The following is a 25606-nucleotide window of genomic DNA, read 5'->3' as shown; positions in this document are numbered from 1 at the left end:
TCACATGGAGGTTGCACATGCTAACAGTACCCGGCTTGTGCTGGCTATGCCAAATGCCGCTGGCGCTCAGCGGGTGGGGCGTCTGCTCCGTCTGCACGCGAGCGCTGGAATGGCGTATCGGGATCTGTCCACAATGTGGTTTACCGGCCACAAACCCCTCGTTGCCCTGTGGCCGCTGCCTGAAAAAATCCCCGCCGTGGAGCGCGCTGGTGGCCGTGGATGATTATGTCCCCCCGCTGAGCAGACTGGTTCATGCGCTGAAGTTTTCCGGGCAGAGCTCGCTGGCACAGCCCCTTGCCCGACTGCTGTTGCTGGCGGTTCTGCAAGCGCGACGTCACCGGGCATTGCCGAAAATTGACATGGTGGTGAATGTTCCCTTATACCGGCGTCGGCACTGGCGGCGCGGCTATAACCAGAGTGACCTGATCTGCCGTCCCCTCGCGCGGTGGCTCGGCTGCCGGTATGAGGCCCACGCGCTGACACGCGTTCATGCCACCGCCATCCAGCATCAGCTCAGCGCCCGGCTTCGCAAAAGAAACCTCAAAAATGCCTTTCGCCTTGAATTGCCGGTCGACGGTCTCCATATCGCGATTGTGGATGATGTCGTCACCACGGGCAGTACCGTTGCTGAACTTTCCCGACTGCTTTTGCGAAGCGGCGCCGCGTCGGTTCAGGTATGGTGTCTGTGCCGTACCTTGTAGCCCTTCTTCAATGGGCGTATGATTATACCCAGGTAATTTAGTCAACTATTAGGCCAAAGCTATGATCCGTATTTCCGATTCTGCACAAGCGCACTTTGCCAAACTGCTGGCAAATCAGGAAGAAGGGACGCAGATCCGCGTGTTTGTGATTAATCCAGGCACTCCGAATGCAGAATGTGGTGTTTCTTATTGTCCTCCGGACGCTGTGGAAGCCACCGACACTGCCCTTAAATTTGAGCAGCTCACCGCCTACGTTGATGAGCTGAGCGCACCGTATCTTGAAGATGCGGAGATCGACTTCGTCACCGACCAGCTGGGTTCTCAGCTGACCCTGAAAGCACCGAACGCGAAAATGCGTAAAGTGTCTGACGATGCCCCGCTGATGGAGCGCGTTGAGTATCTGCTGCAATCCCAGATTAACCCACAGCTGGCGGGCCACGGCGGTCGTGTTTCCCTGATGGAAATCACCGACGAAGGTTTTGCCATTCTGCAGTTTGGCGGCGGCTGTAACGGCTGTTCCATGGTCGATGTGACGCTGAAAGAAGGGATCGAGAAGCAGCTGCTGAACGAGTTCCCGGAACTGAAAGGCGTGCGTGACCTGACCGAGCACCAGCGCGGCGAGCACTCTTACTACTAATTCAGTATCCGTCTGTATCGCCCGGTGGCGCTGTGCTTGCCGGGCCTACAGAAACAGTGCGGTCTGATGCCCTCTTCCTCGTGCGAGGGTGAAACATTAAAAACGGTAACCTCATGGTTACCGTTTTGCGTTTACCTCTCCCTCTATATGTTGACCTGCGTCTCATAATTCACATTTTGCCTGCCAGGGTGATTCTCAATCACGTCATGTTACCCGTATCATTCTCATGGGCACTAAGCACACCCATAACAGCCGACTAAACTTAATCGTTTAAAAGGCATCAGTATTAGTGCCGTTACTTCTCTGTTCCCAGTTGGGACAATCGGAATTTGTCGTTGAAACAATGACGTTACCCATAACAATTCAAAGGCCAGGTAAATCATGCCATTAGTCATCGTTGCTATCGGTGTTGTGTTATTACTGCTCTTGATGATCCGCTTCAAAATGAACGGATTTATCGCTCTGGTTCTGGTGGCACTTGCAGTCGGTCTGATGCAGGGTATGCCGCTGGTTAAAGTTATAAGTTCCATCAAAGCCGGCGTCGGCGGCACGCTCGGCAGCCTGGCGCTGATCATGGGCTTCGGCGCCATGCTCGGCAAAATGCTGGCAGACTGCGGGGGCGCGCAGCGTATCGCCACCACGCTGATTGCCAAATTTGGCAAGAAGAACATCCAGTGGGCGGTGGTATTAACCGGTTTTACCGTCGGCTTCGCGCTGTTCTATGAAGTGGGCTTCGTGCTGATGCTGCCGCTGGTGTTCACCATCGCGGCTGCGGCAAACATCCCGCTGCTGTATGTCGGTGTGCCAATGGCTGCGGCGCTGTCCGTGACTCACGGCTTCCTGCCGCCGCACCCGGGTCCAACCGCTATCGCAACCATCTTCCACGCGGATATGGGTAAAACCCTGCTGTTCGGTACGATTCTGGCGATCCCAACCGTGATTCTGGCGGGCCCGGTTTATGCCCGCTTCCTGAAAGGCATTGATAAGCCGATTCCGGAAGGTCTGTACAGCGCCAAAACCTTCACGGAAGAAGAGATGCCTGGCTTTGGCGTCAGCGTCTGGACCTCTCTGGTACCGGTGATCCTGATGGCGATGCGCGCCGTGGCAGAGATGATCCTGCCGAAAGGTCATGCGTTCCTGTCCGTGGCGGAATTCCTGGGTGACCCGGTGATGGCAACGCTGATTGCCGTGCTGATCGCGATGTTCACCTTCGGTCTGAACCGTGGTCGCTCGATGGATCAGATCAACGACACGCTGACCTCTTCCATCAAAATCATTGCCATGATGCTCCTGATCATCGGCGGCGGCGGTGCATTCAAGCAGGTTCTGGTCGACAGCGGCGTGGACAAATACATCGCTGCCATGATGCATGAAACCAACGTATCGCCGCTCCTGATGGCCTGGTCTATTGCCGCGGTTCTGCGTATTGCGCTGGGTTCTGCGACCGTTGCGGCGATCACCGCGGGCGGTATCGTTGCCCCGCTGATTGCGACCACGGGCGTAAGCCCTGAGCTGATGGTTATTGCCGTCGGTTCCGGTAGCGTGATTTTCTCTCACGTTAACGACCCTGGCTTCTGGCTGTTCAAGGAGTACTTCAACCTGACGATCGGTGAAACCATCAAGTCCTGGTCCGCGCTGGAAACCATTATTTCGGTGTGTGGTCTGGTCGGGGTGCTGCTGTTGAATATGGTGGTTTGATGTAAAAAAGCCGGGTGGCGCTGACGCTTACCCGGCCTACTCGATCCATGCAGGCCCGGTAAGCGTAGCGCCACCGGGCAATAAAAAACCCGCCACTGGCGGGTTTTTTATCACTTCTTCGCGGCTGCTTTTCGCCGCTTGTCCAAATCCTTAATCAGCTTGTTCACCCCGTCATCGGCAAACATCTTCTCAAGCGTTGTGGACAGCTTGCGACGCCAGTTCTTGTACTGATAGCTAGTGCCCGGAATGTTCACCGGCTCCGCCATATCAATCCAGTCTTCCGGCTGCAGGCCCAGCAGGGCGCTATTGCTGTCGGCAATATAGCGCTGCAAACCACGGTTGAGGGTCGCGGTCATCGACATCAATGACGCCTTATGTCCGGCACGTTTCGGCAGACAGCCCTGCTTGTGCAGCGCATCCAGCAGCCCCTGCTTAGAGAGCTCGCGATCCTGATACAGGCCGCGCAAAACCTCTTCATCAGGATACAGACCCAGCGTTTTACCGAGCGTCAGATCGCCGCTTTCCCAATAGCCACGAAGCGTAGGAAGGTCATGCGTCGTCGCGACTGCCATTGACTGTTCAGGGTACGCTTTCGGCGCGCGGAAGGTTTTCTCATGGTCGTTTTCAAAATAGAGCACTTTATAGGAGTAGACGCCGCTGTCGCGGAGCTTGCTGACAATTTCCACCGGCACGGTACCGAGATCTTCACCGATCACCATGCACTGATGGCGCTTGCTTTCCAGCGCGAGGATCGACAGCAGATCGTCAACCGGATACTGCACGTACGCGCCGTGATCGGCCGTTTCACCGTAGGGGATCCACCACAGACGCAGCACGGACATCACGTGGTCGATACGCAGCGCGCCGCAGTTCTGCATGTTCGCGCGCAGCAGGTCGATAAATGGCTCGTAGGCGCGCGCCGCCATGACGTGCGGATCCATCGGCGGCAATCCCCAGTTCTGGCCGAGCGGGCCAAGGATATCCGGTGGCGCGCCGACGGAGGCTTTCAGACAGTAAAGCTCGCGGTCGCACCAGGTTTCCGCGCCGCCTTCCGCCACGCCCACGGCCAGATCGCGATATAGGCCGATCGGCATCTTATAGCCCTGGCTCACCTGCCAGCAGGCGGCAAACTGGCTGTACGCCAGCCACTGCAGCCACAGGTAGAAGTCCACTTCATCGGCATATTTTTTACAGAACGCTTTTACTTCAGGCGTGTCGACGGACTGATACGCTTCCGGCCAGACCGGCCAGCCCCAGCGCATTTCGTCCTCTTTCACCTGATACGCGTGCAGCGCATCAAACGCCGCCTGCCAGTACAGGCTCTCGCCCTCCTGCGTTACAAACTGGCGGAACGCGGCCATCTGCTCGTCATCGCGCTGCGAAAAGCCTTTCCACGCCAGACGCAGCGCGGCCATTTTCAGCGCCGTGACGGTGGAATAGTCCACCCAGTCCGCGTCGCGCGCCTGCTTCAGTGCCTGCTGCGTGGTGCTGAGTTTCCACCACGCCTGCGCCTCTTTGCTGTTTTTGAAGTCATCTAACGCGTTAACGTCGATATAAATCACGTTCAGCCAGCGGCGGGACGACGGGCTATACGGGCTGGCGCTCTCCGGGTTGGCCGGATAGAGCGCGTGGATCGGGTTGAGCCCGATAAACGCGCCGCCGCGCTCTCCTACATCCACCAGCATCTTTTTCAGATCGCCAAAATCACCGATGCCCCAGTTGCTGTCGGAGCGCAGGGTGTAGAGCTGCACGCAGGCGCCCCACAGCTTTTTGCCTTCGAGCAACGCCTGCGGCTCGTAGCAGCGTTTTGGCGCGACGATCACCCGGCAATGGAAACGCAGGTCATCCTGGGTGAGCGTGAGGGTGTGATACCCCTCCGGCAGCTTCGCCGGAAGGTTTAACGTTTTGCCGCCGGTGGCGTGGCCTTTGTGCTGATGCCCCTCTTCGGTGGTAAGCAGCCAGCTAAACTCGCCGCGCCCCTCCACCGCCAGCGGCATCTTTTTGCCTGCGGTGAACACCTTCACGTTCGGCACCGGCGCAACCGACGCTTTCGCGTCGGCCTTGTGCATGGCATCAAGCAAACGTCTTTTGGTGTCGGCGCCAATAGACTGCGGTTTGCCGTGCGCATTAATGTAACTGAGGCTGATTCCCGCCGCCTGCGCGGCGCTGTCCAGACGTTTACTCTCCATCGCGCTTCCTTAGCGTTTTGCCTGCCAGATACGGGCCTGATAATCACGGATTGAACGGTCAGAGCTGAACATACCGCAGCGCGCAGTGTTCAGAATGCACGCGCGGGTCCAGGCCTCCTGGTCGCGATACAGCACGTCGACCTGCTTTTGCGCTTCAACGTAGGCCGTGAAGTCCGCCATCACCAGATACGGGTCACCGCCGTGTTTGTCCATGCTGTGCAGCATCTGGTCAAACGCGTGCTTGTCGCCGTCGCTGTATTTACCGCTTTCCAGCTCCTTCAGCACCGCGTCGAGCACCTTGTCTTTCTTACGCCATTTCACCGGGTCATAGCCTTTGGCCTTGATGGCTTTCACCTCTTCCACGGTGTGGCCGAAAATAAAGATGTTCTCTTCGCCCACCTTCTCTGCAATTTCGACGTTGGCCCCGTCGAGCGTACCGACGGTCAGCGCGCCGTTCAACGCCAGCTTCATGTTGCCGGTACCGGATGCTTCTTTACCTGCGGTAGAGATCTGCTCGGAAATATCCGCCGCCGGGATCAGCATTTCAGCCGCCGAGACGCAGTAGTCCGGCAGGAACACCACCTTCAGCTTGTCGCCCACTTTCGGATCGCTGTTGATCGCCGCCGCCACTTTATTGATGGCGAGGATAATGTTTTTCGCCAGGTAGTAGCCCGGCGCCGCTTTCGCACCGAACAGGAACACGCGCGGCACGCGGTCGGCCTGCGGGTTCTCGCGGATCTCTTTGTACAGCGCCAGAATGTGCAGCAGGTTCAGGTGCTGACGTTTGTACTCGTGCAGACGTTTGATCTGAATGTCGAAAATGGCATTCGGGTTGATCTCAATCCCGGTACGCATTTTCACGAACTCAGCCAGGCGAACCTTGTTCTCCAGCTTGATCGCGCGGTACTGCTCGCGGAATTTCGCGTCGTCAGCCTGTTTTTCCAGGTTGATGAGCTGGTCCAGATCGTTGGCCCACTCTTTCTTCAGGGTCTTATCCAGCAGACCGGCCAGCAGCGGGTTGCACTGCTTGATCCAGCGACGCGGCGTGATGCCGTTGGTCACGTTGTGGAATTTGGTCGGCCACAGCTGGTGGTATTCCGGGAAGAGATCTTTGACCACCAGATCCGAGTGCAGCGCCGCCACGCCGTTCACCGCAAAGCCGCTGACCACGCACATGTTCGCCATGCGCACCTGCTTATCGTGAACCACCGCCAGCTTCGCCCAGACCGCTTTGTTGCCTGGCCAGGTTTTATCCACCAGGATTTTAAACTGGTCGTTAATCTTGTTGATGATCTGCATGTGCCGCGGCAGCAGCGTTTTCACCAGCTTCTCATCCCAGCACTCGAGCGCCTCTGGCATCAGAGTGTGGTTGGTGTAGGCAAAGGTACGGCTGGTGATGGCCCAGGCGTCGTCCCAGCTCAGCTGATGCTCGTCGATCAGCACGCGCAGCAGTTCCGGGATCGCAATGGTCGGGTGCGTGTCATTGAGCTGAATCACTTCGAAGTCCGGCAACTGCGCCAGCTTGCGGCCCGCCAGGTGATGGCGACGCAGAATGTCCGCCACGGAGCAGGCGCACTGGAAGTACTGTTGCATCAGGCGCAGCTTTTTACCGGCCAGGTGGTTGTCGTTCGGGTAGAGGACTTTGGTCAGCTTCTCGGCGTCGATGCCCTGCTGCTCGGCGCGCAGGAAATCGCCGTCGTTAAATTTGGTCAGGTTAAACGGATGCGCGTGCTTCGCCTGCCACAGACGCAGCGGCTGCGCCACGCCGTTACGATAGCCAAGCACCGGCAGATCCCAGGCTTCACCGGTAATGGTGAACGCCGGTTCCCAGAGCCCCTGCTTTGTCACTTTCCCGCCAATGCCGACCTGCACATCCAGCTGCGCGTTGTGGCGGAACCACGGATAGGTATTGCGATGCCAGTCGTCCGGCGCTTCCATCTGATGGCCATCGGCAAACGACTGACGGAACAGGCCGTACTGGTAGTTCAGACCATAGCCGATCGCCGACTGGCCGACGGTCGCCATGGAGTCAAGGAAACAGGCTGCCAGACGTCCCAGGCCGCCGTTGCCCAGCGCCGGGTCAATCTCTTCTTCGAGCAGGTCGGTCAGGTTAATGTCGTGTTCTTTGAGGACGTCACCGACGTCCTGATACCAGCCAAGGTTCAACAGGTTGTTGCCCGTCAGACGGCCAATCAGGAATTCCATAGAGATATAGTTCACGTGACGCTGGCCCTTAACAGGCTTCGCCACCGGTTGAGCATCCAGCTGCTCTGCGAGCGCACCGCTCACGGCCTGCCACCACTGGTGAGGCGTCATCTCGTTTGCAGCATGAAGGCCAAAACGCTGCCACTGACGCGTCAGGGCAGCCTGGAATTGAGCTTTGTTGAAGGTAGGCTGTGACATAGGGGATCGGCATCCTTTAGAAAGAAAACACAAGTTGGCGCTAGTGTGCCTGGCTCATTTCCCCTCTTCCTCCTCCTGTGGGGGATTAGACAGGGAGGAGTAGCGGGGATGAGCATAAAAGTGTGATCGAGGCCACTCTCAGAGCATAGTTCGAGTGTGCCCGGAAGATAAAAAAGTAATCGGGGAGAATGTCAAAGAAATGAAATGCAGTTTCGGGTGAGATTAATCCGTTCTGAAATGATTACTTACGTAGAATAATAATTTAGTCATCGGGTTACATCTCCGGAGACTATTACTCTCACTCAACTTTACCCGCACTTTATTAAATTTGACGTCACTATACCTTTCTGAAACCAGTTTCAGCGCAGCGGCAATGTATACAGACAAGCCAGCAGTGACGCGGCGTTACGGCCCTTTCGAGAAAGTTCCAACATTTGCCTGAATGTTTTGTGACAGAGTGCAAATTCAGAACCACAAAACCCAGACATAACTTGCAATAGTTCTCTTTCTGTTCGACCTTATATCGTATTAATTACGAAGCGCAAAAAAAAATAAAATCTCTCGTTCCCCACAGTGAAGTGAAACCTATGTTGATTCCGTCTAAATTAAGTCGCCCGGTTCGTCTTGACCATACAGTGGTCCGCGAGCGTCTGTTGGCTAAACTTTCCGGCGCGCATAATTTCCGACTGGCGCTGGTTACGAGCCCTGCAGGCTATGGAAAAACAACGCTCATTTCGCAATGGGCCGCGGGTAAAAGCGATCTTGGCTGGTACTCCCTCGACGAGGGCGATAACCAGCAGGAGCGTTTTGCCAGCTATCTGATTGCCGCCATCCAGCAAGCCACCCATGGACACTGCGTCGCCAGTGAGGTGATGGTGCAAAAGCGCCAGTACGCCAGCCTGTCCTCCCTTTTCTCTCAGCTGTTTATCGAACTGGCCGAATGGCATCGCCCGCTTTACGTGGTGATCGACGATTACCATCTCATCACGAATCCGGTGATTCATGAATCGATGCGTTTCTTCCTGCGCCATCAGCCGGAAAACCTGACTTTAGTGGTGCTGTCACGCAACCTGCCGCAGCTGGGCATTGCCAACCTGCGCGTGCGCGATCAGCTTCTGGAAGTGGGCAGCCAGCAGCTGGCCTTTACCCACCAGGAAGCGAAACAGTTCTTTGACTGCCGCCTGACATCACCGATTGAGGCCGCCGAAAGCAGCCGTCTGTGTGATGACGTTGCCGGCTGGGCCACGGCGCTGCAGCTTATCGCGCTCTCTGCCCGACAAAACAACAGTCCGGCGCATCAGTCTGCGCGGCGTCTGGCGGGCATCAACGCCAGTCACCTTTCTGACTACCTGGTGGATGAGGTGCTGGACAGCGTCGATCCATCGACGCGTAATTTCCTGCTGAAAAGCTCTCTGCTGCGCTCCATGAACGATGCGCTCATCGTGCGCGTGACGGGGTGTGAAAACGGTCAGCTGCAGCTCGAAGAGATTGAACGTCAGGGCCTTTTCCTGACGCGCATGGACGATCCCGGCGAGTGGTTTAGCTATCATCCGCTGTTTGGCAGCTTCCTGCGCCAGCGCTGTCAGTGGGAACTGGCGGTTGAACTGCCGGAGATCCACCGCGCCGCTGCCGAAAGCTGGATGGCGCAAGGCTTCCCGAGCGAGGCCATCCACCACGCGCTGGCCGCCGGTGATGCCAGCATGCTGCGCGATATCCTCCTCAATCATGCGTGGGGCCTGTTTAACCACAGCGAGCTGACGCTGCTGGAAGAGTCTCTCAAAGCCCTGCCATGGGAAAGCCTGCTGGAGAACCCGCGTCTGGTGCTGCTGCAGGCCTGGCTGATGCAGAGCCAGCACCGCTACAGCGAAGTGAACACCCTGCTGGCGCGCGCCGAGCAGGAAATGGAAAGCGAAATGGATACCACCCTGCACGGCGAATTTAACGCGCTGCGCGCTCAGGTGGCCATTAACGACGGCGACCCGGACGAAGCTGAACGGCTGGCGATGGTCGCGCTGGATGAACTGCCGCTGGCTAACTTCTACAGCCGCATCGTTGCGACCTCGGTGCACGGTGAAGTGCTGCACTGCAAAGGCGACCTCACGCGTTCGCTTTCACTGATGCAGCAAACCGAACAGATGGCGCGTCGTCATGATGTCTGGCATTACGCGCTGTGGAGCCTGATCCAACAGAGCGAGATTTTATTCGCACAGGGGTTCCTGCAGGCCGCCTGGGAAAACCAGGAAAAAGCGTTCCAGCTGATTCGTGAACAGCACCTGGAACAGCTGCCGATGCACGAGTTCCTGTTGCGTATTCGCGCTCAGCTGCTGTGGGCCTGGTCGCGTCTGGATGAAGCGGAAAGCTGCGCCCGCCAGGGTGTGGATGTCCTTTCCAGCTTCCAGCCTCAGCAGCAGCTGCAGTGCCTGGCGCTGCTGGTGCAGTGCTCGCTGGCGCGCGGCGATCTCGATAACGCCCGCAACCATCTGAACCGCCTGGAGAACCTGCTCGGCAACGGTCAGTATCATAGCGACTGGGTCTCTAACGCCGATAAGGTGCGGGTGATTTACTGGCAGATGACCGGCGATAAAAAATCCGCCGCCAACTGGCTGCGTCAGACGCCAAAACCGGAATTTGCTAACAACCACTTCCTGCAGAGCCAGTGGCGCAACATTGCCCGCGCGCAGATCCTGCTCGGTGAAATAGAGCCCGCAGAGATTGTGCTGGAAGAGCTGAACGAGAACGCGCGCAGCCTGCGTCTGATGAGCGACCTGAACCGTAACCTGCTGCTGCTGAACCAGCTTTACTGGCAGGCGGGTCGTAAAAACGATGCCCAGCGCGTGCTGCTGGAAGCGCTGCAGCTGGCTAACCGCACCGGGTTTATCAGCCACTTTGTGATTGAAGGTGAAGTGATGGCGCAGCAGCTGCGTCAGCTTATTCAGCTCAACACGCTGCCGGAGCTGGATCAGCATCGCGCCCAGCGCATTCTGCGCGAGATTAACCAGCATCATCGGCACAAGTTCGCGCATTTTGATGAGAACTTCGTTGAACGTCTGCTGAACCACCCGGAAGTGCCGGAGCTTATCCGCACCAGCCCGCTCACGCAGCGCGAATGGCAGGTTCTGGGGCTGATCTATTCAGGCTACAGCAACGAGCAGATTGCCGGCGAGCTGGCGGTGGCGGCGACCACCATCAAAACGCATATCCGCAATCTGTATCAGAAGCTGGGCGTGGCGCATCGTCAGGATGCGGTACAGCATGCGCAGCAGCTGTTGAAGATGATGGGGTATGGCGTTTAGGTTTTGTGCGGCCTGATGCCCTCACCCGGGCCCTCTCCCACAGGGAGAGGGAGAAAGTTTTGTAGGTCGGGTGAGCGCAGCGCCACCCGACACAAGTCCTAGCACAATTCCAGCTGCAAATTATTATCTTTAATCACCTGCATCACGCCCGCTGGCGGCATCACGTCGGTGTAGACCGCATCCACCATGCTGATGCTGCCCATGTTCACCATCGCATTTCGGCCAAACTTCGAATGGTCTACCACCAGCATCACGTGGCGTGAGTTCTCAATAATCGCGCGCTTGGTGCGCACCTCGTGATAATCAAACTCCAGCAGCGAGCCGTCGCTGTCGATGCCGCTGATCCCGAGAATGCCGAAGTCGAGGCGGAACTGAGAGATAAAATCGAGGGTCGCTTCGCCGATAATCCCGCCGTCGCGGCTGCGCAGTTCGCCGCCCGCGAGGATGATGCGGAAGTCATCTTTCTGCATCAGGGTATTGGCCACGTTCAGGTTGTTCGTGACCACGCGCAGGTTCTCGTGATCCAGCAGCGCATGGGCGACCGCTTCCGGCGTGGTGCCGATATCAATAAACAGCGTCGCGCCGTTAGGGATCTGGCTGGCGACCTTGCGGGCAATGCGCTCTTTCTCTGCCGTCTGCGTGGCTTTACGGTCGTGCCAGGAGGTGTTGACCGAACTGGACGGCAGCGCCGCGCCGCCGTGGTGGCGAAGAATGCGGTTCTGATCGGCCAGGTCGTTCAGGTCACGACGGATGGTTTGTGGGCTGACGGCAAACTGCTCCACCAGCTCTTCGGTGCTGACGTATCCCTGTTTTTTTACCAGTTCGATAATAGCGTCATGACGTTGTGTTTGTTTCATCAATTATCCCTGAGAATTATGTTCGTTTTCGCGCATGGAGCGTGTCGGCAAAGGCCATCGCCAGCCCCACGACCAGCCCGGCAACGTGTGCACCGTTGGCGATAGACATACCAAACAGATCAAACCACCCGGCAATTAGCCATATTAACGCAAAGGTTATTAATCCGCGCTGCAGATAGATGCCGCTTTCCGGATCGCGCTCCCCGCGAAGCCAGACATAGCCCATCAGGGCGTACACGACGCCCGACAGCCCGCCGAACCACGGCCCGCTGAACTTGTGCTGCACATAGCCGCTGAGCAGGGCGCTGATAAGGGTGATAACGATCAGCTTGCCGCTGCCCAGACGCTTTTCAACGGCGCCGCCGAGATACCACCACCAGAGCAGGTTGAAGAGGATATGCATCACCGAGAAGTGCATCAGCGCGTGGCTAAAGTAGCGCCAGACGTCAAACTCAAGAGATGGGTCATAAGGCCAGGCCAGAGCAATCATCACGCTCTGGTCGCCCACCACGTTCATGATAATGAAGACGATAATGCAGGCCGCCATCAGCAGCAAAGTAAACGGACCCGCGCGCTCGCGGATGGTGGCGAGGAAGGGAAAACGGCTGTAGTGCAATCCGCTGTCGGTCTGCCCGGACTGCCAGCTGGCCGCCAGATAGCGCGGGTCGCCGGGGTTCTCAAGAAAACGCGCCAGCTCTTCGTTTACGCGCGCGACCTGGCTCTCGTCGGCCAGCCAGACGTCGGTCTGGTTATGTTGCTGAATGGTCAGAATAACGCCCTGCGTCGCCATATAGTCGACAAACGCCTGGGCGACGCGCGGGTTGGTAAAAGAGGTGATCATCAACATGGGCAGCGGTCGCTTATTTCCACACAAAAGGGGACAGTATAGCGGGATCAGCGCTCAAAAGCGTATTCCACTTCTGCCGGGAAATGACGATGCCAGGCATCGAAGCCGCCGTCGACGCTGTATACCGCGTCGTAGCCCTGCTGAAGCAGATACTGCGCCGCGCCCTTGCTGCTGTTGCCGTGGTAGCACATGACCATGACCGGCGTCTCGAAGTCGTTATCGCGCATAAACGCGCCCAGCGTGTCGTTAGTGAGATGAAACGCGCCCGGCGTATGGCCCATCGCAAAACTCTGCGGATCGCGGATGTCCACCAGCACCGCTTTTCCCTGGTGCATCTTCTGGTGGGCTTCTTCTACGTTAATACATTCAAACTGATCCATGGTGTTCTCTTTCTGTTGTTCAGGTTGGGTGCGCGCTGATGCCCTCACCCCAGCCCTCTCCCACGGGGAGAGGGAGAAAAGTTAGTCGCACTATTTTACCCCGTAGTGTACGTCCTGGCGGCGGGTAAACGCCATTATGTTATCCATATCACTCTAAATTGTTTTTTTGATGTTACCAAAAGCGCGTTCCTTTGCTATTATGAGCGATATCGAACATTTCTGAGCTTTAACGAAAGTGCATGAGGGTGTTATGGAAACCAAAGATCTGATTGTGATAGGCGGTGGCATCAACGGTGCCGGTATTGCGGTCGATGCCGCAGGACGCGGTTTATCCGTACTGATGCTGGAAGCTAACGATCTCGCCTGCGCGACGTCGTCCGCCAGCTCCAAACTGATTCACGGTGGCCTGCGCTACCTGGAACACTACGAATTCCGCCTGGTCAGTGAAGCACTGGCCGAACGTGAAGTGTTGCTGAAAATGGCACCGCATCTGGCGATTCCGATGCGCTTCCGCCTGCCCCATCGCCCGCATCTGCGTCCGGCGTGGATGATCCGCATTGGTCTGTTTATGTACGATCATCTGGGTAAACGCACCAGCCTCCCGGGTTCGAAAGGTTTGCGTTTTGGCTCAGAATCGGTCCTTAAGCCTGAAATCGTGCGCGGTTTCGAATATTCAGACTGTTGGGTGGACGACGCGCGTCTGGTGCTGGCGAATGCCCAGATGGTCGAGAAGAAAGGTGGCGAGGTGAAAACCCGTACCCGTGCGACCTCTGCACGTCGTGAAAACGGCCTGTGGATTGTGGAAGCGGAAGACATCGATACCGGCGAGAAATTCAGCTGGAAAGCGCGCGGCCTGGTGAACGCTACCGGCCCGTGGGTGAAGCAGTTCTTCGACGACGGCATGCATCTGCCTTCGCCGTACGGCATTCGCCTGATCAAGGGCAGCCACATTGTGGTACCGCGCGTGCATACCCAGAAGCAGGCCTACATTCTGCAGAACGAAGACAAGCGCATCGTGTTTGTGATCCCGTGGATGGACGAATTCTCGATCATCGGCACCACCGACGTGGAGTACAAAGGCGATCCGAAGAACGTCGAGATCGACGAGAGCGAAGTGAACTACCTGCTCAAAGTGTATAACGCGCACTTCAGGAAGCAGCTGTCACGCGACGACGTGGTCTGGACCTACTCCGGCGTGCGTCCGCTATGCGATGACGAGTCTGACTCACCGCAGGCGATTACCCGCGACTACACGCTCGATATTCACGACGTTGACGGTCAGGCGCCGCTGCTTTCCGTGTTTGGCGGCAAGCTGACCACCTACCGCAAGCTGGCCGAGCACGCGCTGGAAAAACTGGCGCCGTACTATAAAGGCATTGGCCCGGCATGGACCAAAGGCGCGGTACTGCCCGGCGGTGATATCGGCGACAATCGCGATGATTACGCCGCCAAGCTGCGCCGTCGCTTCCCGTTCATCACCGAAGGGATGGCGCGCCACTATGCCCGCACCTACGGCAGCAATACCGAGCTGTTCCTGGCCGACGCGAAGGACATTGCGGATCTGGGCGAGCATTTCGGCCACGAGCTGTATGAAGCCGAGCTGCGCTACCTGGTTGAGCACGAGTGGGTTCGTCGCCTGGATGATGCTATCTGGCGTCGTACCAAAGAAGGGATGTGGCTCAACGCCGAGCAGCAGTCTCGCGTGGCGAAGTGGTTACAGCAAAATGCGGGGAAGCGTGAGCTGTCGTTAGCGTCGTAATACGATCGGTGCGGGCTGATGCCCCCTCACCCTAATCCTCTCCCCGAAGGGGAGAGGGGACTTTAACACCCTCTCCCCTTCGGGGAGAGGGCTGGGGTGAGGGGTTGTTTTTACAACCTCACCGGATCAATATGCCAGATCGTCTCGGCATACTCCTTGATGGTCCTGTCGGACGAGAAATAGCCCATATTGGCGATGTTATACATCGCGGCGCTGGTCCACTTCTCCTGCTGACGATACAGTTCGTCCACCTTATCCTGACAGTCCACGTAGCTGCGATAATCCGCCAGCACCTGGTAGTGATCGCCAAAGTTAATCAGCGAATCCACCAGATCGCGATAGCGGCTCGGTTCATCCGGGCTAAACACGCCGGTCGCGATCTGCGTCAGCACCTGACGTAACTCTTCATCCTCTTCGTAATACTGACGCGGCGAGTAGCCTTTCCTGCGCAGCGCCTCCACCTCTTCCGTCGTGTTACCGAAGATAAAGATATTTTCTTCGCCCACGTGCTCCAGCATCTCGACGTTCGCCCCGTCAAGCGTACCAATGGTCAGCGCGCCGTTAAGGGCAAACTTCATGTTACTGGTGCCGGATGCCTCCGTACCCGCCGTGGAAATCTGCTCAGAGAGATCCGCCGCCGGGATGATCATCTGCGCCAGGCTCACGCTGTAGTTAGGAATGAACACCACCTTCAGCTTGTCGCCAATGTCCGGATCCTGGTTGACCACCTTCGCCACATCGTTGATGAGATGAATAATGTGCTTCGCCATGTAGTAGGCGGAAGCCGCCTTACCGGCGAAGATCTTCACGCGCGGTACCCATTCGGCCGTTGGATCGGCCTTGATGCGGTTGTAATGGGTGATCACGTGCAGCACGTTCATCAGCTGACGCTTGTATTCGTGGATGCGTTTGATCTGAACGTCGAACAGCGCTTTCGGGTTTGCCACCACGTTGAGGTGCATCGCCAGCCAGACCGCCAGACGCTTTTTGTTCAGCAGCTTGGCTTCGCGCACGGCTTTGTTCACCGTCGGGAAATCAATATGCTGTTCCAGCTCGCTCAGCTGGCTCAAATCGGTACGCCAGGTACGGCCGATATTCTCGTCCAGCACCTCAGAGAGCGGCTGGTTGGCCAGCGCCAGCCAGCGGCGCGGCGTGACGCCGTTGGTCACGTTGCAGAACCGCGTCGGGAAGATCTTCGCGAAGTCAGCAAACAGCGACTGCACCATCAGGTTCGAGTGGAGCTCGGACACGCCGTTGACCTTGTGGCTGATGACGACCGCCAGCCAGGCCATGCGCACGCGGCGCCCGTTCGATTCATCAATGATGGAAGCGCGGCTCAGCAGCCCGGTATCGTTCGGGTATTGCTCCTGCAGGGTCTTGAGGAAGTAGTCGTTAATCTCAAAGATAATCTGCAGATGGCGCGGCAGGATTTTGCCGAGCATGTCCACCGGCCACGTTTCCAGCGCTTCGCTCATCAGCGTGTGGTTGGTATAGGAGAACACCTGACAGGTCACTTCAAACGCGTCATCCCAGCTGAACTTATGCTCGTCAATCAGCAGGCGCATCAGCTCCGGAATGGAGAGCACCGGGTGGGTGTCGTTAAGGTGGATCGCGGTTTTCTCCGCCAGGTTGGCGTAGGTTTTGTGCAGCTGATGGTGGCGGCTGAGGATGTCCTGAATGGTCGCCGAAACGAGGAAATACTCCTGACGCAGGCGCAGCTCGCGGCCGGAGTAGGTCGAGTCATCCGGGTACAGCACGCGGGACACGTTCTCGGAGTGGTTTTTATCTTCCACCGCCGCAAAGTAGTCACCCTGGTTGAATTTACCGAGGTTAATCTCGCTACTGGCCTGGGCGCTCCACAGGCGCAGCGTGTTGGTGGCATCGGTGTCATAGCCGGGTATAATCTGGTCGTAGGCCACGGCCAGGATCTCTTCCGTTTCTACCCAGCGGGATTTTTTGCCTTCCTGCTGGATACGTCCGCCAAAGCGCACCTTGTAGCGCGTATTGTGGCGCTTAAACTCCCACGGATTGCCGTACTCCAGCCAGTAGTCCGGCGACTCTTTCTGGCGCCCGTCGACGATGTTCTGTTTGAACATACCGTAGTCGTAGCGAATACCGTAGCCTCTGCCCGGCAGCGCCAGCGTTGCCAGCGAGTCGAGGAAGCAGGCGGCGAGACGCCCCAGGCCGCCGTTGCCGAGGCCCGGGTCGTTCTCTTCGTCGATCAGTTCTTCTAAATCTAACCCCATCTCTTCCAGGGCGGTTTTGACGTCGTCATAAATACCGAGCGACAACAGCGCGTTGGAAAGCGTGCGGCCAATCAAAAATTCCATCGACAGGTAGTAAACCTGACGCGTTTCCTGCGAGAGCTGGGCGCGGTTTGAGCGCAGCCAGCGTTCAACTAAGCGGTCACGCACCGCAAACAGGGTGGCGTTCAGCCACTCGTGTTTGTTGGCGATAACCGGATCTTTCCCGATGGTGAACATCAGCTTGTAGGCGATGGAGTGCTTTAACGCCTCAACGCTGAGCGTGGGTGAAGAGTAGCTAAATGGAGCGTTCATATCAGTAACTTCGCCTCGTTACATCAAGCGTTGATAGAGATCGCGGTATGACTGCGCCGCGACATGCCAGCTAAAGTCCATGGACATCGCCTGACGCTGAACGTAACGCCAGAGCGATGGACGGGACCACAAGACGAAAGCACGCCGAATCGCCCGAAGCAGCGACCAGGCATTACTGTCCTCAAAGACAAACCCGCTGGCGATACCGTCCGCCAGGTTTTCCAGAGAGCTATCGGATACGGTGTCCGCCAGCCCGCCCGTGCGGCGCACCAGCGGCAGCGTGCCGTATTTCAGGCCGTAAAGCTGCGTCAGGCCGCAGGGTTCGAAACGGCTCGGCACCAGGATGACGTCCGCGCCGCCCATGATGCGGTGCGAGAACGCTTCGTGGTAGCCAATCTGCACGCCCACCTGCCCCGGATGTTCCGCCGCGGCGGCAAGGAAACCTTCCTGCAGCACCGGGTCGCCCGCGCCGAGCAGCGCCAGCTGTCCGCCCTGCTCCAGTAAACCGGGCAACGCCTCCAGCACCAGATCCAGCCCTTTCTGGCTGGTCAGGCGGCTGACCACCGCGAACAGCGGCACTTTGTCGTTAACCTTCAGGCCCATCGCAATCTGCAGCTGGCGTTTGTTTTCCGCTTTGTCCTCCACGGAATCACGTCCATAGCGCGCCGCCAGCAGGAGATCGGTCTCCGGGCTCCAGATCTGTTCATCGACGCCGTTCAGAATGCCCGACAGACGACCTTCGCGGTGGCGCTGCTGCAGCAACCCTTCCATGCCGTAGCCAAACTCCGGCTGGGTGATCTCACGCGCGTAGGTTGGGCTCACGGCGGTAATATGGTCGGCGTAATAGAGCCCGGCTTTCAGGAACGAGATCTGCCCGTTAAATTCCAGCCCGTGCATGTTATAGAACGATAATGGCAGATCGATTTCACTCATGTGATGGGCATAGTACATCCCCTGATACGCCAGGTTGTGCACGGTAAAGACCGATTTGGCCGGATGGCCGCGCGCCGCGAGATACGCCGGGGCAAGCCCGGCGTGCCAGTCGTGCGCGTGCACCACATCCGGGCGCCAGAACGGATCCAGCCCCGTCGCCATTTCTGCCCCGACCCAGCCGAGCAGCGCAAAGCGCAGCACGTTGTCGGTATAGGCGAACAGGTTCGTATCGTGATACGGGCTGCCCGGTCGATCGTATAAGTGCGGCGCGTCGATCAGGTAAATCCCTACGCCGTTGTAATGTCCAAACAGCAGGGTGATGCGTCCGGCGAAGGTCTCACGGCGGGTCACCACTTTTGCATCGGGAATACCGCGCCGGATATCCGGAAAGGCGGGCAGCAGGACTCGGGTATCCACGCCTCCGGCGATTTGCGCTGCCGGTAATGCACCCAGAACATCTGCCAGACCGCCCGTTTTTAATAACGGGAACATCTCAGAACATACATGTAAAACCTGCATCATCGCTCCTGTTTGATCTGCAGCTTCCGCAACATTTCCCGTGTGACTAACACGATCCCCTCTTCCGAACGATAGAAACGACGCGCGTCTTCTTCCGCGTTCTCACCAATCACCATCCCTTCTGGAATGACGCAGGCACGATCGATAACGCAGCGACGCAGACGGCACGAGCGCCCTACCCAGACATCAGGCAGTAAGACTGCCGAATCGATATTACAGAATGAATTTATCCGCACGCGGGGGAACAGCACCGACTGCACCACCACCGAGCCTGAAATAATGCAACCGCCGGATACCAGCGAGTTCAGCGTCATACCGTGGCTGCCGGAGCGATCCTGCACGAATTTGGCCGGGGGCAGCGATTCCATATGGGTACGAATCGGCCAGTTCTGGTCGTACATATCCAGCTCAGGCGTGACTGACGCCAGGTCGAGGTTCGCTTTCCAGTAGGCTTCCAGGGTTCCCACATCGCGCCAGTAAGGTTCCGCGTTGGGGTCGGACTGCACGCAGGACAGCGGGAAAGGATGTGCATACGCCATGCCAGCTTTAGTGATTTTCGGAATGATGTCTTTACCGAAGTCGTGGCTGGAGTTTTCGTCTTTGTCATCGTCTTCCAGCAGCTCATAAAGATAATCTGCATCAAAGACATAAATCCCCATGCTGGCGAGCGATTTGGTGTCATCGCCCGGCATGGTTGGCGGGTTAGCCGGTTTTTCAACAAAGTCGATAATTTTGTCGTCGGCATCCACGTGCATGACGCCAAACGCCGTCGCTTCAGCAACGGGCACAGGCAGACACGCCACGGTGCAGCGCGCCCCTTTTTCGACGTGGTCGATCAGCATGTGGGAGTAATCTTGCTTGTAGATGTGGTCCCCGGCGAGGATCACGATATATTCCGCGTTATAGCGACGAATGATGTCGAGGTTCTGGGTCACCGCATCCGCTGTCCCGCGATACCAGTTTTCGCCGTGGACGCGTTGCTGCGCAGGAAGGAGATCGACAAACTCGTTCATCTCTTCGCTGAAAAAAGACCAGCCGCGCTGGATATGCTGAACCAGCGTATGCGACTGATACTGCGTAATGACGCCGATGCGGCGAATGCCCGAGTTCAGGCAGTTGGAGAGCGCAAAGTCGATGATACGGAACTTACCACCAAAGTGAACAGCCGGTTTGGCGCGCTTGATGGTCAAATCTTTCAGACGGGTACCACGCCCGCCCGCAAGTATCAGGGCAACCGTTTTTAATGGTAGCTGGCGTGCCAACATTAAGGGATCGTTCTTCTCTAATCTAACCATGACTAACTCCTTTTTTATCATCTTTGGAATACGCACACTCCGTGCGCAGGCCCGTGCCAGACAGCCATTACTACCGGATTATCCGCTCCGGCAAAGGGAGGAACGGCGCGCCATTCCCCTTCAGGTAAAACAATCTCTGCGACGTCATCCGTCGCGTTCAGCGTGACCAGCCATTTATCCGACAGCAGGATTTGCAGGCGTGGTACGCCGTGTTGCCACTCTTGCGCGCTTAACGGTTGCGCGTCTTTATTCAGCCAGCGAACGTTGCCGTCCCCCTCTTCCCACCAGCTGTTGGCGGTCAGCGCGGGGATCTGCTGGCGAAGATGGATCAGTGCAGCGGTAAAATGAATCAGCCCGCTGTTGGCTTCACCCCAGTCGAGCCAGGTTAACGTGTTGTCCTGGCAATACGCATTGTTGTTACCGTGCTGGCTATGGCCGTGTTCATCGCCTGCCAGCAGCATCGGCGTGCCCTGCGACAATAAAAGCGTTGTCAGCAAAGCGTGAACGCTGGCGCGTCGCCGCTCGATGACGTCCAGGCTTCCGCCTAACCCTTCTATACCATGATTAAAGCTATGGTTATTGTTAGTGCCATCGCGATTCTCTTCGCCGTTTGCCTCATTGTGTTTCTGATTGAAACAAACGCAATCCCTGAGCGTAAAACCGTCGTGTGCCGTCAACAGATTGACGGTGGCCGACGGGCGTTTGCCGTCGCGCTTAAAGAGATCGCTTGAAGCGGCAAAGCGTCCGGCGAACTCCCCCAGCGACAGATTCCGTTCCAGCCAGAAGCGGCGCGCAGCATCGCGGTAGTGATCGTTCCACTCGGCAAACAGCGGCGGGAAATTCCCGACCTGATAACCGCCTTCCCCGATGTCCCACGGCTCGGCAATGAGCTTCACGCGCGAGAGCACCGGACAGTTTTTTATCGCCTCAAACAGCGGAGCCTGCTGGCTGAACGCCGGCGTGCGCCCCATTACGGGCGCCAGGTCGAAACGAAAACCGTCGACGTGGAACGTTTCCACCCAGTATTTCAGGCATTCATAAGCAAAATGCGTGACCGCCGGATGGCTGAGGTTGAGCGTGTTACCGCAGCCGGTCCAGTTCTCATAATCGCCATCCTGCCTGATCCAATAATAGCTACGGTTATCAATTCCGCGCATGGAGAGCGTCGGACCGTCGAGATCGCTTTCAGCACTGTGGTTCAGCACGACGTCCAGAATGACCTCAATGCCCGCCGCGTGGAGCGCCTTCACCGCATCGCGAAACTCGTCCCGCGCCTTTTCCGGATGGGCGGCATAGCGCGGCTCAAGCGCGAACATCGCCAGCGGGTTGTAGCCCCAGTAGTTGCTAAGCCCCAGCCGCTGCAGACGCGGCTCGCTGGCAAAATGGGCGACGGGAAGCAGTTCCAGGGCGGTGATGCCGAGGTGCTTCAGGTAGGCGATCATGGTGGGATGCCCGAGCGCCTTATAGGTGCCGCGCATCTCTTTGGGGATCGACGGGTGAAGGTAGGTCAGCCCTTTGACGTGGGCTTCATAAATGACGGTATTGCCCCACGGCGTCTGCGGCGGGGCATCGTCTTCCCAGTCATAAAGATCGTTCACCACCACGCTTTTTGGCGCGACGGGCGCGCTGTCGCGGTGGTCGGGCTCGCCGTAGCCCACGTGGAAGAGCGGGTCGTCTTTAAATTCACCGTCCACGCGGTGCGCGCACGGATCAATCAGCAGCTTCGCCGGGTTAAACCAGTGGCCCTTCGCCGGATCCCACGGACCGTGTACGCGAAAGCCATAGTGCACGCCTGGCCGTCCTCCGGCCAGGTAGCCGTGCCAGGTATCCCCCGTGCGCGCGGGTAAATCGTAACGGTGCTCGTTACCTTCCCCATCAAACACGCACAGTTCTACCCGCTCGGCATGAGCGGAAAAGAGGGTGAAATTGACACCCTTTCCGTCAAAACGCGCGCCAAGCGGTTCGGGTTTACCTGCCGTAAGCTGCGTCATTCGCCCTCCCGCATCAGCCAGATGGTGCCAAGCGGCGGCAGCGTCAGGCTCAGGGAGTTGGGTCGCCCGTGGCTTTCGATGGCATCGCTCTGTACCAGCCCGCCGTTACCGGCGTTGCTGCCGTGATAGTGCATCGAGTCGGTATTCAGGATCTCGCGCCATTTGCCCGGCTGGTTAATGCCGAAGCGGTAGTGTTCGCGCGGCACCGGCGTGAAGTTGCTGGCGACGATGATCTCGTTACCCGCTTTGTCACGACGCACAAAGACAAACACCGAGCGCTCGTGGTCGTCCACCACCAGCCACTCAAAGCCGTACGGATCGAAGTCGAGCTCGTGCAGCGCTTTGTGGTGGCGGTAGGTCAGGTTCAGGTCGCGCACCAGACGCTGCACCCCGTGGTGCCAGTTATCGCCGCCTTCCAGCAGGTGCCAGTCGAGGCTGGCGTCGTGGTTCCACTCGCGTCCCTGTGCGAACTCATTGCCCATAAACAGCAGTTTCTTGCCCGGGAAGGCAAACATCCAGCCGTAGTAGGCGCGCAGGTTGGCAAACTTCTGCCACGCGTCGCCCGGCATGCGGTCGAGAATCGATTTTTTGCCGTGCACCACTTCATCGTGCGACAGCGGCAGCATGAAGTTTTCGGTGTAGTTGTAGAGCATCCCGAACGTCAGCTTATCGTGATGATACTTACGGTGAACCGGATCCAGCTTCATGTAGTCGAGCGTGTCGTGCATCCAGCCCAGGTTCCACTTGTACCAGAACCCCAGGCCGCCTAATGACGGCGGACGGGAGACGCCCGCAAAGTCGGTCGACTCTTCCGCCATGGTCACGGCACCGTCCACCTGTTCGCCGATAATGCGGTTGGTATTGCGCAGGAATTCAATCGCTTCCAGGTTTTCACGGCCGCCAAACTCGTTCGGGATCCACTCGCCCTCTTTGCGGCTGTAGTCGCGGTAGATCATCGACGCCACCGCATCGACGCGCAGGGCGTCAATGCCAAACCGCTCGATCCAGTACAGAGCATTCCCGACCAGGTAGTTTGCGACCTCACGGCGACCGTAGTTGTAGATCAGCGTGTTCCAGTCCTGGTGATAGCCTTCGCGCGGGTCGCTGTGCTCGTACAGCTTCGTGCCGTCAAACTCTGCCAGCGCGAAATCATCCGATGGGAAATGTCCCGGCACCCAGTCAAGGATCACGTTCAGCCCGGCGGCGTGCGCGGCATCAATGAAATAGCGGAAGTCATCGCGGGTGCCAAAGCGGCGCGTTGGCGCATACAGCCCGGTAGGCTGATAGCCCCAGCTGCCGTCGAACGGGTGCTCGTTGACCGGCAGCAGCTCAAGGTGGGTAAAGCCCATCCATTTGGCATAGGGCACCAGCTGGTCGGCAAGCTCACGGTAGCTGAGCCAGAAGTTGTTATCGGTGTGGCGACGCCAGGAGCCAAGGTGTACCTCATAGACGGAGATGGGCGCGTCAAAACGGTTGGCCTGTTTACGCTCCTCCGTCTGGACGACCTTCTCCGGCAGGCCGCAAATCAGCGACGCGGTATCCGGGCGCATCTGCGCTTCGAAGGCATACGGGTCGGCTTTAATGCGCAGCTTGCCGTTAGCGTCGATCATCTCGAATTTATAAAGCTGCCCGGGGTGCGCTCCGGGGATAAACAGCTCCCAGATGCCGCTTTCCCGGCGCAGGCGCATCGGATGGCGGCGACCGTCCCAGTAGTTGAACTGGCCGACAACGGAGACGCGCTGGGCGTTAGGTGCCCACACGGAGAACCGCGTGCCGGTAATGCCGTCCATGGTATCGGCATGGGCACCCAGGGTTTCATAAGGGCGAAGATGCGTTCCTTCGGAGAGCAGCCAGGCGTCCATCTCTTTAAGCAGAGGGCCGAAGCTGTAAGGATCGTCAATCAGGTTTTGCTGACCGTGCCAGAGAACGGCGAGCTGATAGCGAAAAGGATTTTTACGGCGAGGCATTACGCCCGAGAAGAAGCCACGGGAATCGAGGCATTCAAGATTACCGACCTTGCGGCCGGTTTTGGGTTCAATCACCCAGACTTCTGTGGCATCCGGTAACAGTGCCCTAACTTCAAGGCCATCCTCAGTTTGATGCATCCCAAGCACAGAAAAGGGGTCAGCAAAATGACCCGCAATAAGCGCATTAATCACGTCTCTATCCACACGATCGGACATGGTATTCATCCTGTTTTTTATGTCGTCCTTTTTAAGCGCTCCGGGACGACTTTTAATGTGACCTGAACGGGACAGCACAAAAATGTGCATCCATTCTGCTCCGTTCGAACCTCAGGTAAGAAATGACTCTTCCTTAAAGCATAGCCAACGCTCTAGATGACTCCTGATAAAAAATAAGACATACGCGTGTTACTCCATGTAGTACGCAAAAAAAAGGGGTGAAAATCACCCCCGGTAGTTAACAAATTATTACGCCAGCTGGCGCAGCATGCGGCGCAGCGGCTCGGCGGCGCCCCACAGGAGCTGGTCGCCGACGGTGAACGCGGAGAGATACTCCGGCCCCATGTTCAGCTTGCGCAGACGGCCAACCGGCGTGGTCAGCGTGCCGGTAACGGCAGCCGGGGTCAGCTCGCGCATGGTGATATCGCGATCGTTTGGTACCACTTTCGCCCACGGGTTGTGCGCGGCCAGCAGCTCTTCCACGGTCGGAATAGACACATCTTTTTTCAGTTTAATGGTGAAGGCCTGGCTGTGGCAGCGCAGCGCGCCGATACGCACGCACAGACCGTCAACCGGAATGGTGTTCGCGGTCGCGAGGATTTTGTTAGTCTCAGCCTGGCCCTTCCACTCTTCGCGGGTCTGGCCGTTATCCAGCTGTTTGTCGATCCACGGGATCAGGCCACCGGCCAGCGGTACGCCGAAGTTATCCACCGGCAGCTCGCCGCTGCGGGTCAGCTGAGTGACCTTACGTTCAATATCGAGGATCGCGGACGCCGGGTTTGCCAGCTCGGTCGCGACGCTTTGGTGCAGCTGGCCCATCTGGGTCAGCAGCTCGCGCATATGACGCGCGCCGCCGCCGGACGCCGCCTGGTAGGTCGCCACGGAGACCCACTCAACCAGATCCTGCGCGAACAGGCCGCCGAGGGACATCAGCATCAGGCTGACGGTACAGTTACCGCCGACAAAGGTTTTCACGCCGTTGTTCAGGCCGTCGGTGATGACGCCCTGGTTCACCGGGTCGAGAATGATGATGGCATCGTCTTTCATGCGCAGCGAAGAAGCCGCGTCAATCCAGTAGCCCTGCCAGCCGCTTTCACGCAGCTTTGGATAGATTTCGTTGGTATAATCGCCGCCCTGGCACGTCACAATAATGTCGAGTGCCTTCAGCGCCTCCAGATCGTAAGCATCCTGCAACGTGCCTGTGGTACCACCAAAGGACGGAGCAGCCTGGCCGAGCTGGGAAGTGGAGAAGAAGACCGGGCGGATAGCGTCGAAATCGCGCTCTTCAACCATGCGTTGCATGAGTACAGAGCCGACCATACCGCGCCAGCCGATAAAACCAACGTTTTTCATAGCATTTTTT

16 protein-coding genes are annotated in these 25606 nt (G+C 57.7%); 5 read left to right on the top strand and 11 right to left on the bottom strand.

Annotated features, from left to right (window positions below; genetic code table 11):
- Window positions 1-17 precede the first annotated feature (17 nt).
- The 3 genes from gntX (at window position 18) to gntT (ending at window position 3036) form a co-directional block, all read left to right on the top strand.
- On the top strand, window positions 18-701 hold the full coding sequence (gene gntX / locus AC1VYI_RS03100; protein ID WP_047743471.1) for a DNA utilization protein GntX: 684 nt from the start codon (window positions 18-20) through the stop codon (window positions 699-701).
- Between the two features lie 61 nt (window positions 702-762).
- On the top strand, window positions 763-1338 hold the full coding sequence (gene nfuA / locus AC1VYI_RS03095; protein WP_008503055.1) for a Fe-S biogenesis protein NfuA: 576 nt from the start codon (window positions 763-765) through the stop codon (window positions 1336-1338).
- A 381-nt stretch (window positions 1339-1719) separates the two neighbouring features.
- Window positions 1720-3036 carry a gluconate transporter gene (gene gntT, locus AC1VYI_RS03090; protein WP_033146827.1) on the top strand — a complete coding sequence of 439 codons (1317 nt, stop codon included), beginning with the start codon at window positions 1720-1722 and terminating at the stop codon, window positions 3034-3036.
- Between the two features lie 110 nt (window positions 3037-3146).
- Here gntT and malQ read toward each other — a convergent pair whose 3' ends face one another.
- Window positions 3147-5225 (bottom strand): 4-alpha-glucanotransferase, encoded by a 2079-nt coding sequence (malQ, locus tag AC1VYI_RS03085; RefSeq protein WP_045355955.1) that lies wholly within the window; start codon window positions 5223-5225, stop codon window positions 3147-3149.
- A 9-nt stretch (window positions 5226-5234) separates the two neighbouring features.
- Complete coding sequence (gene malP / locus AC1VYI_RS03080) at window positions 5235-7628, bottom strand: maltodextrin phosphorylase (RefSeq protein WP_047749090.1); 2394 nt, start codon at window positions 7626-7628, stop codon at window positions 5235-5237.
- Between the two features lie 587 nt (window positions 7629-8215).
- Between malP and malT the strand changes: the two genes are divergently transcribed.
- On the top strand, window positions 8216-10921 hold the full coding sequence (gene malT / locus AC1VYI_RS03075) for an HTH-type transcriptional regulator MalT (protein WP_023309505.1): 2706 nt from the start codon (window positions 8216-8218) through the stop codon (window positions 10919-10921).
- 98 nt (window positions 10922-11019) lie between these two features.
- Here the strand turns inward: malT and AC1VYI_RS03070 are convergent, their stop codons facing one another.
- The 3 genes from AC1VYI_RS03070 to glpE are packed head-to-tail and all read right to left on the bottom strand — an operon-like array spanning window position 11020 to window position 13005.
- Window positions 11020-11778, bottom strand: coding sequence for a DeoR/GlpR family transcriptional regulator (locus AC1VYI_RS03070; protein ID WP_008503060.1), 759 nt, complete (start codon window positions 11776-11778; stop codon window positions 11020-11022).
- A 16-nt stretch (window positions 11779-11794) separates the two neighbouring features.
- Entirely contained in the window at window positions 11795-12625 is an 831-nt protein-coding gene (gene glpG, locus AC1VYI_RS03065; protein ID WP_134867063.1) for a rhomboid family intramembrane serine protease GlpG, read from the bottom strand.
- 47 nt (window positions 12626-12672) lie between these two features.
- Window positions 12673-13005 carry a thiosulfate sulfurtransferase GlpE gene (glpE, locus tag AC1VYI_RS03060; RefSeq protein ID WP_006177908.1) on the bottom strand — a complete coding sequence of 111 codons (333 nt, stop codon included), beginning with the start codon at window positions 13003-13005 and terminating at the stop codon, window positions 12673-12675.
- A gap of 250 nt (window positions 13006-13255) precedes the next feature.
- Between glpE and glpD the strand changes: the two genes are divergently transcribed.
- Window positions 13256-14764, top strand: a complete 1509-nt coding sequence (gene glpD / locus AC1VYI_RS03055) for a glycerol-3-phosphate dehydrogenase (protein WP_226484399.1) — start codon at window positions 13256-13258, stop codon at window positions 14762-14764.
- Between the two features lie 110 nt (window positions 14765-14874).
- On the opposite strand, the gene glgP is transcribed toward glpD, so the two are convergent.
- The 6 genes from glgP to asd all read right to left on the bottom strand — a co-directional run bounded on the left by glgP (window position 14875) and on the right by asd (window position 25596).
- Entirely contained in the window at window positions 14875-17322 is a 2448-nt protein-coding gene (gene glgP / locus AC1VYI_RS03050) for a glycogen phosphorylase (protein WP_045355952.1), read from the bottom strand.
- Between the two features lie 18 nt (window positions 17323-17340).
- On the bottom strand, window positions 17341-18774 hold the full coding sequence (gene glgA / locus AC1VYI_RS03045) for a glycogen synthase GlgA (RefSeq protein ID WP_023309509.1): 1434 nt from the start codon (window positions 18772-18774) through the stop codon (window positions 17341-17343).
- Window positions 18774-20069 carry a glucose-1-phosphate adenylyltransferase gene (gene glgC / locus AC1VYI_RS03040; RefSeq protein ID WP_023337914.1) on the bottom strand — a complete coding sequence of 432 codons (1296 nt, stop codon included), beginning with the start codon at window positions 20067-20069 and terminating at the stop codon, window positions 18774-18776. Before glgC ends, glgA begins: the two co-directional genes overlap by 1 nt.
- 17 nt (window positions 20070-20086) lie before the next feature.
- Window positions 20087-22060, bottom strand: a complete 1974-nt coding sequence (gene glgX, locus AC1VYI_RS03035) for a glycogen debranching protein GlgX (RefSeq protein WP_134867062.1) — start codon at window positions 22058-22060, stop codon at window positions 20087-20089.
- Window positions 22057-24243 carry a 1,4-alpha-glucan branching enzyme gene (glgB, locus tag AC1VYI_RS03030; protein WP_032668275.1) on the bottom strand — a complete coding sequence of 729 codons (2187 nt, stop codon included), beginning with the start codon at window positions 24241-24243 and terminating at the stop codon, window positions 22057-22059. Before glgB ends, glgX begins: the two co-directional genes overlap by 4 nt.
- A 249-nt stretch (window positions 24244-24492) precedes the next feature.
- Window positions 24493-25596 carry an aspartate-semialdehyde dehydrogenase gene (asd, locus tag AC1VYI_RS03025; protein WP_033146834.1) on the bottom strand — a complete coding sequence of 368 codons (1104 nt, stop codon included), beginning with the start codon at window positions 25594-25596 and terminating at the stop codon, window positions 24493-24495.
- Window positions 25597-25606 lie beyond the last annotated feature (10 nt).

Source organism: Enterobacter sp. QK-SA4 (genome assembly GCF_056856775.1).
Note: the sequence above shows the minus strand (reverse complement) of the source record. Positions and strands in the feature narration are given on the sequence as shown.